Below are 11,358 nucleotides of genomic sequence, written 5' to 3' on the forward strand. Positions count from 1 at the left end.
GGGCTGGGTGCCGGGGGCACCGAAACCGCCCTGCTGGCCGGCGCCGCTAGCAGGGGGCTGCGTACCGAACTGGCCGCCTTGCTGCTGACCGCCTTGCTGCTGACCGCCGTACTGGCTGCCATAACCGCCCTGCTGCTGGCCGCCGAACTGGCCGGTGCCGCCCGCCGGGGGCTGAGCACCATATTGGCCACCCGCGTCCGGGGCACCGTAGACCTGCGGTGTAGGCGCCCCGTACTGGCCGTCGGCGCCCTGCCCACCGAATGCACCCTGCTGCTGCGCCGCATATTGACCGGGCTGGGCAGGCTGAACAGGCTGAGTCGGCGGCATCTGCCCAGTACCGCCAGGCCCCCCGTACTGCCCACCAGTCCCATTCGGGTCATTCGGGTCCTGCCCCGGATACCCGCCACCCGGCTGCCCGGGTCCGTACTGGCCCCCGCCGGTCTGCTCACCCGGCTGACCGTACTGACCCTGCCCGCCACCCATCGCAGCCCCCTGACTGTATTGTCCGCCGGGCTGCCCGCTCTGAGGCGCCCCCGTCGCGGGGGCAGCGTGGGTCTGCCCTCCGCCTTTGCGTCGCAAGAATCCTCCGAGGCCGCCGGTCTTGCCGCCGGCTCCCGTCGAGCCCGCGCCGCCCGTGCTCATCCCGCCGCCGCCGGTGCCAGTACCGCCGCCAGTACCACCACCGGCCGGCGGAGCCGGAACAGGGGCGGGCACCAGGTGCCCGATATTAGCCAGCTCCACCGCGCGGGCGGCCAGGTCTCGCGAGACCGCTGAGGGCAGCCAGCCAGTGACGTCGGAGCCGCGCAGCGGTGGCAGGCCTTCGAGGCCGCCGCTGAGGGCGGCGCGGCACATCTCGACGAGCTGGGTCGGGGTGGGGCGGTCGGCCGCTTCCTTGGTCAGGCAGCGCCTGGCGATGTGGGCCAGGGCCGGTTCGAGGCCCTGGAGGTCCGGTTCGTGGTTCTCGACGCGGTACAGGATCGCCATGGCGTTGCCGTCGCCGAAGGGGGTGCGGCCGGTGGCCGCGTAGATGAGCATGCCGCCGATCGCCCAGACGTCGGCCGGGGCCTCGACGTCCGCGCCGGCCACCTGCTCCGGGGCCATGAAGCTGGGGGTGCCCAGGCGCATGCCGGTGGCGGTGAGCATGCTGGCGTCGGTGGCGCGGGCGATGCCGAAGTCGATGACGCGCGGGCCGTCGGAGGCGACCAGGACGTTGGCCGGCTTCAGGTCGCGGTGGACGATGCCCGCGGTGTGGATGGCCTGGAGGGCCAGGCCGATGCCGACGCCGAGGTGGGCCACGGAGCGCGGGGAGAAGGGGCCGGCGAGTTGGACCGCGGCGCTCAGCGGCGGGCCGGGGATGAAGTAGGACGCCAGCCAGGGGGTGGCGGCGTTCGGGTCGGCGTCGGTGACGGCGTTGACGAACGGGGAGTGGACGGCGCGGGCCGCGGCTATCTCGCGGGTGAAGCGCTTGCGGAAGTCCCGGTCCGAGGCGAAGTCCTGGCGGAGCACCTTGAGCGCGAAGGCCTGCCCGGTGGGGGCGAACCCGAGGTAGACGCTGCCCATCGCGCCCTGACCCAGACGCCCCCGCACCGAATACGGCCCGATCTGCCGCGGATCGGCCTCCAGCAGCGGCTGGATGTTCTTCGAGACGATGCTCCCGGCGCCCAGGCCGCCGTAGCCGCCGGGCCCCGGAGCGGGTCGGTTGGCGTCCACTAACTACTCCCCCATAGTCGTCGCGCGTGCCCAGAGGCAGATTCCCCCTATTAGACCAGTGTCCTCTCTTACCCCGGCCGAAGGCGACGCGCGCGGCCTACTCTGCCCTAACGGTGCGCAGAACCGCACCCTTGGCCGTGGCCTGGGCGTTGAGGTCGTCCTGGAAGGCGCGCATCGCGCCCAGAAGCTCCAAATCATGGGACGCCAGGATGCGGGCGGCCAGTAGGCCGGCGTTGCGGGCGCCGCCGACCGACACCGTGGCGACCGGGACGCCGGCCGGCATCTGCACGATCGACAGCAGCGAGTCCATGCCGTCCAGGTACTTCAGCGGGACCGGGACGCCGATCACCGGCAGCGGGGTGACCGAGGCGAGCATGCCCGGCAGGTGGGCGGCGCCGCCGGCGCCGGCGATGATGACTTTGAGGCCGCGGCCGGCGGCGTTCTCGCCGTAGGCGATCATCTCGCGCGGCATCCGGTGCGCCGAGACGACGTCCGCCTCATAGGGGATCTCGAACTCCGCCAGCGCCTCGGCCGCCAGCTTCATCACCGGCCAGTCCGAGTCCGAGCCCATCACGATCCCGACGAGGGGCGCGGCGCCCGGCTCACTCATCAATCTCTCCTCGCAGGTAAGCGGCGGCGTGCCGGGCCCGCTCGACGGTGTCGTCGAGGGTGCGGCCCGGCAGGCCCAGAACGTTGACATGCCCGATCTTGCGGCCCGGCTTCACGGCCTTGCCGTACATGTGCACCTTGACCCCGGGGTCGTGCGCCATCACGTGCTTGTACGCCGGGTAGACCTCGGGCAGGTCCAGGCCCAGCACGTTGGCCATCACCACCACCGGCGCGACCGGCTTCACCTGGCCCAGCGGCAGGTCCAGCACGGCCCGCAGGTGCTGCTCGAACTGGCCGGTGACCGCGCCGTCCATGCTCCAGTGCCCGGAGTTGTGCGGCCGCATCGCCAGCTCGTTGACCAGCACCGAGCCGTCCGCGGTCTCGAACAGCTCCACCGCGAGCATCCCGGTGACGCCGAGCTCCTTGGCGATCGTCAGCGCGATCCGCTGCGCCTCCACGGCCGCGGCCTCGGACAGCCCCGGCGCCGGCACGTAGACCTCGCGGCAGATGCCGTCGATCTGCAACGACTCCACCACCGGGTAGGCCGCGGCCTGGCCGTGCGGGGAGCGCGCGACCTGGGCCGACAGCTCACGCACGAACGGCACCTTGGCCTCGGCCAGCAGCCGCACGCCGCGCTCGGCGGCGCCGGCCAGCACCGCCTTGGCCGCGTCCAGGTCGTCGACCATCCAGACACCGCGGCCGTCGTAGCCGCCACGGGTGGCCTTCAGGACGTAGGGGAAGCCGACGGCCGCGCCGAAGTCGGCGAGGTCGTCATCGGAGGAGATGAGCGCCCACGCGGGGCAGGGCAGGCCCAGGCCGGACAGCTTCTGCCGCATCAGGCCCTTGTCCTGGGCGTAGACCAGCGCGGCCGCGCCCGGCCGCACCGCGACGCCGGAGGCCTCCAGCTCGTGCAGGAAGTCGGTGGGGACGTGCTCGTGGTCGAAGGTCAGCACGTCGCAACCGGCGGCGAAGGACTTCAGCGCGTCCAGATCGTGGTGGTCGCCGATCACGGTGCCCGGGACCACCTGCGCCGCCGGATCATCCGACCGCTGGGCCAGCACCCGCAACTCGACCCCGAGACCGATCGCGGCCTGCTGCATCATGCGCGCCAGCTGGCCGCCGCCGACGACTCCTACCACCGGAAAGCTCACCAGCTGAGTCTACGGTGACCCGAGCAGCGGCTTTGACGCACGTCGGCCGGATTCGGTTCCGCGTCTGGACACAATGACCGGCGGTGAGTAGCGACAATTCTCGCCATACTCCACGAATGGGTGCCGCCTAATGTCACAGCTACGTCGCGATGAGTAGATTTAACGGAGGTTTCCCGCTCAGCAGTCGAAGCGGCCCAGATAGGGACGGTACCCTCGGGTCGCTAGGAGAAAACCAATGGAAGACAGGTGGCAAGCGTGACGGTCGTGCGTTCTCTGTACAACCGCTTCGAGCACCTCGTCCACGAACTGGGGAAGTTCGGGGCCATCGGCGCGATCGCGTTCGTGGTCAACTTCGGCGTATTCAACGCCTACATCGCCGCGGCCCCCAGCAAGCAGATCTTCGCCAAGGTCGTCTCGACTGTCGTGGCCACCTGCGTGGCGTACGTCGGTAATCGCTACTGGACGTACAAGGATCGCGACAAGATCGACCGCCATCGGGAGATGATCTTCTTCTTCCTGATCAACGGCGTCGCCGCGGTCATCGAGGTGATGTTCGTCTTCATCAGCAAGTACGGCCTGGGCCAGGACGGCACGCTCGCGATGAACGTCGCCAGCTACGTCTTCGGGATGCCGCTGGGCATGCTCTTCCGCCTGTACTGCTACCGCACCTTCGTCTTCCCCGAGGGCACCGTCGAGGAGCCCGAGGTCATCCCGGCCGCGGCCACCACGCCGCTGTACCCGACGGCGGCGCCGACGAACGGGCACGCGAACGCGACGGCGCACGCGCACCAGCGCCCGGTCCCGGAGACCGCGGGCCGCTGACGCCTCCCGCCCCTGCCGGTTCTGAAGTAGATATCCGAAGTAGATAATCCTCCTGTGCTCGTTGCCAAGGTCACCTCGACAGTCCGCAAGCTCTACGCCGAGATGCTCAAGTTCGGCGTGGTCGGCGCGATCGGGGTGGCCGCCGACGTCAGCAGCTCGAACCTGCTGTGGAAGTACACCGGGCTGAGCCACACCGTGGCCTCCATCGGCGGCACCTGCGTGGCCACCGTCACCGCCTACATCGGCAACCGCTACTGGGTGTTCCGCGACCGGCCGGCCGACGCCCGCCGCCGCGAGATGGCGATGTTCGCCCTGATCAGCCTGGTCGGCCTGATCATCGAGAACAGCTTCGTGTTCGTCGGCGACCGGGTGCTGGGCTTCCACAGCATCGCCGCGGCCAACGTCGCCAAGTTCGTGCTGGGGCTGCCGGTGGCCGGAGTGTTCCGGTTCACCACCTCGCACCTGTTCGTCTTCCCCGAGTCCGGGGGCGCCGGGCCCGGCACCGAGTCCGACACCGGTCCCGCCGCCGGCCCGAACGGCGACGACGACGGGTTCAGCGCGCAATCACCGACAACGGCGAGTGCTCCGTGAGGAAGACGGCGAACACCGCCGGACGCTGAAGCACCAGGTTCAGCCGGCCGCCGTCGGCCTCGGCCAGCTCGCGCGCCACCGCCAGGCCCAGCCCGGTGGACCCGCGCGAGGAGGCGCCGCGCTGGAACAGCTTCGCCTCCAGGTCCGGGGCGATGCCCTCGCCCTCGTCGCCGACCTCGACCACCACCGAGCCGCCGACCGCGCGGGTGTGCACGGTGACCGTGCCGGCGCCGTGGATCAGCGAGTTCTCCAGCAGCGTGGACAGGATCTGGGAGAACGCCCCGGGGGTCGCCATAGCCATCAGCCGGCGCTCGCCGGAGACCACGATCCCGCGCCGCATCGACTGGTAGGCCGGGCGCCACTCGTGGACCTGCTGCCGGATCACGGTGTCCACCTCGATCGGCACCGCCAGGTCCGAGCGCCGGTGGGTGCGCGCGGTGGTCAGCAGCCGCTGCACCACGTCGGTGAGCCGTTCCACCTGGGACAGCGCCACCTCGGCCTCGTCGCGCACGGTCTGCGGGTCGTCGGCCAGCGTGATGATCTCCTCCAGCCGCATGGACAGCGCGGCCAGCGGGGTGCGCAGCTCGTGCGAGGCCTCGGCGGCCAGCCGGCGCTCGGCGCCCAGCATGGTCGATATCCGGTCCGCCGAGCTGTCGATGACCTCGGCGACCCGGTCCAGCTCGCTGATGCCGTAGCGGCGGTGCCGGGGCCGCGGGTCGCCGGAGCCCAGGCGCTCGGCGGTGGCGGCCAGCTCCTCCAGCGGCTTGGTCAGCCGGCGCGCTTGCAGGTAGGCCAGGCCGGTGGCGGCCACCAGCACCGCCAGCGCCACTCCGCCGATCAGGTACATGGTCCGGCGGATCTGCTGGTCGGCCGGGGCCCGGGTGGCCTGCACCGTGACGTGCACGCCGACGTTGGCCAGCACGTGGTCCACCGAGTAGGTGGCGGTGAACGTCGCGGTGTTGGCCGGCAGCGCGTTGACCGCGACCGGGCTCTGGCCGTCCACGGCGATCACCGCGGCGTGGTCGGGGGCGATCATCCGCTGCCAGTTCAGCACGTAGTCGCCCAGCGGCGCGGCCGTGGTGCCGTTCGGGCTGGCCTTGCTGACCTGCATCGACACCGTCTCGGAGAGGGTGCGGGCCTCGGTGGCCAGCACGGTCTTGAGGCTGGTGTCCACCGAGCGCACCTCCAGCACCGCCAGCGGCACACCGAGCAGGATGACGACCATCATCACCACGAGGAACGTGGAGGAGACCAGGCGGCGGCGCACGGCAGTCGGACCCGGCGCTAACCGCGCTCGAAGCGGAAGCCGACGCCGCGCACGGTGGTGATGAACCGGGGGCGGGAGGCCTCGTCGCCGAGCTTCTTGCGCAGCCAGGAGATGTGCATGTCCAGGGTCTTGGTGGAGGACCACCAGGTGGTGTCCCAGACCTCGCGCATCAGCTGGTCCCGGGTGACCACCCGGCCGACCTCGCGGACCAGCACCCGCAGCAGGTCGAACTCCTTGGCGGTCAGGTTCAGCTCCTGGTCGCCCAGGTAGGCGCGGTGCGACTCGATGTCTATCCGCACCCCGTGCACGCCGTTGCCCAGGTCCGGGGTGCCGCGCCGGAGCAGGGCCCGGACCCGGGCCAGCAGTTCGGCCAGCCGGAACGGTTTGGTGACGTAGTCGTCGGCGCCGGCGTCCAGCCCGACCACGGTGTCAACCTCGTCGGCGCGCGCGGTGAGGACCAGCACCGGGAAGGTGTGTCCGTCGGCGCGCAGCCGGCGGCAGACCTCCAGGCCGTCCATGCCGGGCAGGCCCAGGTCCAGAACCACCAGGTCGACGCCGCTCTGACCAGCCAATAGCGCCCCTGGACCGTCGGCTCGGACGGTGACCTCGTAGCCCTCACGTCGGAGCGCCCGCGCCAGCGGTTCGGAAATGGCGGCGTCGTCCTCGGCGAGCAGTACTCGGGTCATGAGTGTGATGGTAATCGGGGTGGACCTGCTGTCGCTCCCCCATCTGGAGCATTGTCTGTAATGCGGGGATCTGCTCCGGGAAGCACCGAACGCATGACGACCCACAACGTTCCGTCCCCCGCGCAGGGCCTGCCGCCGCAGGATGAGGACCGGGCGTTCTTCGGTCACCCCAAGGGGCTCCAGACGCTGTTCGCCACCGAGTTCTGGGAGCGCTACAGCTTCTACGGCATGCGCGGGCTGCTGGTCCTGTTCCTCACCGACACCGCGGCCCACCACGGCCTCGGGCTGTCCCAGGAGGCCGGAAACAGCTTCTACGGCATCTACAACAGCCTGGTGTACCTGATGGCGGTGCCCGGCGGCTGGATCGCCGACCGGATCTGGGGCGCCAGACGCTCGGTGCTGTGGGGCGGCATCATCATCGCGCTGGGCCACTATGTGATGGCGATCCCGACCTCGGCCACCGCGTTCGTGGGCCTGGGGCTGATCGTGCTGGGCACCGGGCTGCTCAAGCCGAACATCTCCGCGCAGGTCGGCGGGCTCTACCACGAGCACGACAAGCGGCGGGACGCCGGCTTCACGGTCTTCTACATGGCGATCAACATGGGCGCCTTCCTGGCGCCGCTGACCGCCGGCTGGGTCGGCCAGCACATCAACTACCACCTGGGCTTCGGGTGCGCGGCGATCGGCATGACGTTCGCGGTCATCTGGTACATCGTCCAGGGCAAGCACCTGGGCACCGTCGGGCTGCGGCCGCCCAAGCCGATCACGCCGCCGGAGCTTCAGCGCTCGCTGAAGGCGGGCGCGGTGATCGTCGTCATCGTGCTGGCGATCGTGCTGGGCTGGATGGCGATCACCGAGTGGTCGGTCTCGGCGTTCGCCGACGGGCTGGCCGCGCCGATCATCGCCACGCCGTTCGTCTACTTCGGGTACCTATTCAGCCGGGGTGGGCTGCGGCCCGAGGAGCGGCCCAAGCTGCTGGCGTTCGTCGCCTTCTTCGTCGGCGCCACGGTGTTCTGGATGATCTACGACCAGTCCGGCAGCCAGCTCAACCTGTTCGCCGCCGACAAGACCGACCTGCACATCTTCGGCTGGGAGATGCCCTCGGTGTGGCTCCAGTCCGCGAACCCCTTCTACATCATGGTGTTCGCGCCGATCTTCGCCTGGATGTGGCAGCGGCTCGGCGACCGGGCCCCGCGCACCTCGGTGAAGTTCGCGATCGCGCTGGTGGTGATCGGCTGCTCGTTCTTCGTGATGAGCATCGCGGGCAAGGACGCCACGCCGACGCACCGGGTCTCGATCGCCTTCCTGGCGGTCGCCTACCTGCTCCAGACGATCGGCGAGCTGTGCCTGTCGCCGGTCGGCCTGTCGGTGACCACGCAGCTGGCCCCGCCCCGGTTCGCCGGGCAGATGCTGGGGCTGTGGTTCCTGGCCACGGCCACCGGGAACGCGCTCAACGTCTACGTCACGAAGCTCAGCACGACGATGAGCGACTTCAGCTACTTCCTGTCGCTGGGGCTGGTGGCGGCCGCGATCGGGGTGCTGGTGTTCCTGGCCGCCCCGGTCATCAACCGGCTGATGGGAGACGTGCGATAGCCGGGTGGCACGGCCCGCGCAAGGGGCCTGGGCTCGGGTCTGGACTCGGTCTGCACTCGGGTCTGAACTCGCCAGTAGTGCCTGATCGTGACCAGCAGTGCCTGATCGTAACCTGCTGCCACCTCGCGCGGTGTGGTCAGGACGCAATACGCTCTTGGTCCATGGCGGACATAGCGGTGGTGGGGCCTGGCGCTATCGGTTCGGTCGCGGCACTCGCGGCGCAGCAGACGGGGCGGCACTCCGTCACGCTGTGCGCCCGGCGCGATCCCGGGGCGCTGCGGGTGGTCGACGACGTCACGAGCACCGTGACCGAGTTGGAGGCCCCGATCCTCACCTCGCCGGACCAGGTGGCCGGGCCGGCCGAGTGGGTGCTGCTCGCGGTGAAGGCACAGCAGACCGACGGCACCGCCGGGTACCTGGACGCGCTGTGCAAGCCGAGTACAACGGTCGTCGCGTTGCAGAACGGCGTGGAGCACATCGAGCGGGTCGCGCCGTACGCGAACGACGCGCACGTGCTGCCGGCCATCGTCTGGATCAGCGCCGAGCCGACCGGGCCCGGCGAGGTCACCATCCGCAACAACATCTCCTCGATGATCCAGGTCCCGGCGGGTCCGGACGGCGAGGAGTTCGCCCGGCTGCTGGAGGGGGCGCCGGCGGTGCAGGTGGCCCTGGTCGCGGACTTCACCACCGCGGCCTGGCGCAAGCTCACCACGAACGCGATCGCCGGCCTGATGGCCGCCGCCGGGAAGCGGGCCGTGGTGTATCAGCGTCCCGATGTCAGGGAACTGGCGCTGGCGCTGGCGACCGAGACCCTGGCGGTGGCCCGGGCCGAGGGGGCGGCGCTGCCGGAGAGCGAGGCCGAGGCGCTGGTCGGCATCTTCCAGGCGATGGCCCCGGACATCGGGTCCTCGATCCTGTTCGACCGGCTGGCGGGCCGGGAACTGGAATGGGACGCGCGCAACGGGGTGGTACGCCGCCTGGGGCGGCGGCACGGGATCCCGACGCCGGTGTCCGACGTGCTGGTCCCGTTGCTCGCCGCCGCCTCAGACGGCTGACGCACCCTTCCTGGTCCGCCCGCGTACCGGTGGGGGGAACGGCTGCGGGGCGGTCTTGCGGCCACCCGGGTCCGGCGCCGGCTCGGGGCCGGCGGCGCGGATGTGGGGTCCCGGATCGCCTGGTCGGTACGTCAGTACCAGTCGTGGGCCTGCCAGAAGGCCCACGCGGCGCACGGCGAACCGTAGCGCCCGGTCATGTAGGACAGTGCCCACTTGATCTGGATCAGCGCGCTGTTGCGCCAGTCCGAGCCCATCGAGGCCATCTTGTAGCCGGGCAGGGCCTGGCCCAGGCCGTAGGCGCCGGATGAGGAGTTGGTGGCGTGCAGGTCCCAGCTCGACTCGCGCTCGATGATGTTCGAGAAGCACAGGAACTGGCTCGACGGGACGATCTGCTCGGCGATCGCCTTCGCCTGCTCCGGCGTGGCGTCGTAGCCCATGTTCGACGAGGAGCCGCTGGAGCCCGAACCGCTGGAGCTGGAACTGGAACTCGGCGCCTTCGGCGTGGTCTTGACCGGCGTGGGCGTGGTCTTGACCGGGGTCGGCGACTGACTGGGCAGCGGCGGCCGGGTGGTCGACGTCGAGGTGGACGTCGGCGGCGGGGGCGCGAGCACGGCCAGCGAGGAGGTCGAGGAGTTCTCCGGGGTCGGGCCCTTGTCCGCGGCCGGCAGCGAACTGCCGGAGGTCGGCGCCGGGGTGCCGGGGGTGGAGGTCTGCGCCAGCCCGGGCCGCTGCAAGTCGCGGTTCGCGGCGGCGTTGCCGTCCCGCGCGGCGGCCAGCGCGTTCGCGGCGGCGATCGCCGCGCCGGTATTCGAGTCCTGAGACGCCGCCTCGGCACTGTTCCGCAGGCCGCCCTGATGCATGTGGTACGCGGTGGCCACACCGCCGCTGACCGCCAGCACACTGGTCACCGCGGCCGCGGTCTTGACCTTGCCCTTAGCGTTGCTCACCGCCCCGGGCTTGGCGTGGCTCGCGACGTGCCTGCCGGGGCCGGAGCCAGATATGCCGGACAAGAGAGACCTTCCGCCGTACTTCGCCTCCTGAGCGCGGGCTGTGGGGAAGCTCGTTTTCGAACGCCCGCGCGAGGCCTGTCGGGTGGCCAATCTGCCGGAGGTCACGGTCGGGTCTCAATGGGGACGGCCCGAAGATGACCGGGACTTTGCCGACTCTTGGCACTACACAGCGGAGCCGAAACCCGTGCGCTGCGTGGTCATCAGGCCGGTCACCAGCGGCGTTGCCGGTCACGCGCACGCGCCGGACGCACGTGCAGACGGCTGGGCATCGGCGTCATGCAACTGAGGTCGGCGGAGGGTGAATGGAGTTGGGGGGTGGGGGTAAAGCGGGGTTCAAAGTCGTGGGTTGGAACGGCCGTCGTACAGATAGCGCGCACCGCCATCAGCCAGCGCGGCAACACACGCGCGGAGGCGCCGGGCCAACAACGGCATGAGTAAAGTCTCCCGCTCGCCCTCGTCCGCGAGCCGCCACTCGGCGAGTTCCGATTGCTGGACAAGGACATTCGCGGTGAGCCAGTCCTCGGTGACGGTGCCGCCGTCGAAGAGGAAGTTGGCCAGCGGTGGTCTGCCGTCGGGTAAAGCGGGGACCCAGTCCACGACTAGTAGGCGGCCCGGCACGCGGTCGAGGCCCAGTTCCTCGTTGAGCTCGCGGCGTGCGGTTTCCCAGGGGTGTTCGCCGGGATCCATTGCGCCGCCTGGGATCTCCCAGGTGTCGGTGCGGTAGAGCGGCCGGACCAGGACGATGCGGTTTGCGTCGTCGTGCAGGACGACTCCGGCGCCGGCGATGTTCTTCGGCAGGCGGGCGTAGTGCTCGGCCGGCGGCAGGAATTCGGTCATCGCAGAACCCTACAAAGCGTGGCCGGT

11 protein-coding genes are annotated in these 11,358 nt (G+C 70.5%); 4 read left to right on the top strand and 7 right to left on the bottom strand.

The genetic code is table 11. The features are described 5' to 3' along the window. From IZR01_RS24330 to IZR01_RS24340, 3 genes are all read right to left on the bottom strand, one after another. The coding region (locus IZR01_RS24330; RefSeq protein WP_194925209.1) for a serine/threonine-protein kinase at nt 1–1,710 on the bottom strand (1,710 nt) is incomplete at its 3' end. A gap of 97 nt (nt 1,711–1,807) precedes the next feature. Further along, entirely contained in the window at nt 1,808–2,320 is a 513-nt protein-coding gene (gene purE, locus IZR01_RS24335; RefSeq protein WP_194894270.1) for a 5-(carboxyamino)imidazole ribonucleotide mutase, read from the bottom strand. Next, on the bottom strand, nt 2,313–3,470 hold the full coding sequence (locus tag IZR01_RS24340; RefSeq protein WP_194925210.1) for a 5-(carboxyamino)imidazole ribonucleotide synthase: 1,158 nt from the start codon (nt 3,468–3,470) through the stop codon (nt 2,313–2,315). Before IZR01_RS24340 ends, purE begins: the two co-directional genes overlap by 8 nt. A gap of 264 nt (nt 3,471–3,734) precedes the next feature. On the opposite strand from IZR01_RS24340, the gene IZR01_RS24345 reads away from it, so the two are divergent. Continuing rightward, nucleotides 3,735–4,292: a GtrA family protein gene (locus IZR01_RS24345; protein ID WP_194894269.1), complete on the top strand. Its 558-nt coding sequence runs from the start codon at nt 3,735–3,737 to the stop codon at nt 4,290–4,292. Between the two features lie 54 nt (nt 4,293–4,346). Then, nucleotides 4,347–4,883, top strand: a complete 537-nt coding sequence (locus IZR01_RS24350; RefSeq protein WP_194925211.1) for a GtrA family protein — start codon at nt 4,347–4,349, stop codon at nt 4,881–4,883. Here the strand turns inward: IZR01_RS24350 and IZR01_RS24355 are convergent. Together IZR01_RS24355 and IZR01_RS24360 are read right to left on the bottom strand one after the other, a co-directional pair. Next, on the bottom strand, nt 4,846–6,150 hold the full coding sequence (locus IZR01_RS24355; RefSeq protein WP_194894267.1) for a sensor histidine kinase: 1,305 nt from the start codon (nt 6,148–6,150) through the stop codon (nt 4,846–4,848). The two genes, IZR01_RS24350 and IZR01_RS24355, sit on opposite strands and share 38 nt — an antisense overlap. Nucleotides 6,151–6,167: 17 nt before the next feature. After that, nucleotides 6,168–6,836, bottom strand: coding sequence for a response regulator transcription factor (locus tag IZR01_RS24360; RefSeq protein WP_012785064.1), 669 nt, complete (start codon nt 6,834–6,836; stop codon nt 6,168–6,170). Between the two features lie 93 nt (nt 6,837–6,929). Between IZR01_RS24360 and IZR01_RS24365 the strand changes: the two genes are divergently transcribed. Both IZR01_RS24365 and IZR01_RS24370 read left to right on the top strand, forming a co-directional pair. After that, entirely contained in the window at nt 6,930–8,429 is a 1,500-nt protein-coding gene (locus IZR01_RS24365) for a peptide MFS transporter (RefSeq protein ID WP_194894266.1), read from the top strand. A 161-nt stretch (nt 8,430–8,590) separates the two neighbouring features. Then, the gene (locus IZR01_RS24370; protein ID WP_194894265.1) at nt 8,591–9,484 is read left to right on the top strand and encodes a 2-dehydropantoate 2-reductase; all 894 of its coding nucleotides are present in this window, start codon (nt 8,591–8,593) and stop codon (nt 9,482–9,484) included. 131 nt (nt 9,485–9,615) lie between these two features. Here the strand turns inward: IZR01_RS24370 and IZR01_RS24375 are convergent, their stop codons facing one another. Together IZR01_RS24375 and IZR01_RS24380 are read right to left on the bottom strand one after the other, a co-directional pair. After that, nucleotides 9,616–10,494, bottom strand: coding sequence for an aggregation-promoting factor C-terminal-like domain-containing protein (locus tag IZR01_RS24375; protein WP_194894264.1), 879 nt, complete (start codon nt 10,492–10,494; stop codon nt 9,616–9,618). A 333-nt stretch (nt 10,495–10,827) separates the two neighbouring features. Next, on the bottom strand, nt 10,828–11,331 hold the full coding sequence (locus IZR01_RS24380; protein ID WP_194894263.1) for an NUDIX domain-containing protein: 504 nt from the start codon (nt 11,329–11,331) through the stop codon (nt 10,828–10,830). Between the last annotated feature and the right edge of the window lie 27 nt (nt 11,332–11,358).

Source organism: Catenulispora pinisilvae (genome assembly GCF_015356865.1).
In the GTDB taxonomy this organism is placed as follows: domain Bacteria; phylum Actinomycetota; class Actinomycetes; order Streptomycetales; family Catenulisporaceae; genus Catenulispora; species Catenulispora pinisilvae.

Excerpts from the sequence above, each read along its gene's own strand:
- purE (WP_194894270.1), bottom strand. The coding sequence starts at position 2,320 with ATGAGTGAGCCGGGCGCCGCGCCCCTCGTCGGGATCGTGATGGGCTCG.
- IZR01_RS24360 (WP_012785064.1), bottom strand. The coding sequence starts at position 6,836 with ATGACCCGAGTACTGCTCGCCGAGGACGACGCCGCCATTTCCGAACCG.
- IZR01_RS24365 (WP_194894266.1), top strand. The coding sequence starts at position 6,930 with ATGACGACCCACAACGTTCCGTCCCCCGCGCAGGGCCTGCCGCCGCAG.
- IZR01_RS24370 (WP_194894265.1), top strand. The coding sequence starts at position 8,591 with ATGGCGGACATAGCGGTGGTGGGGCCTGGCGCTATCGGTTCGGTCGCG.
- IZR01_RS24380 (WP_194894263.1), bottom strand. The coding sequence starts at position 11,331 with ATGACCGAATTCCTGCCGCCGGCCGAGCACTACGCCCGCCTGCCGAAG.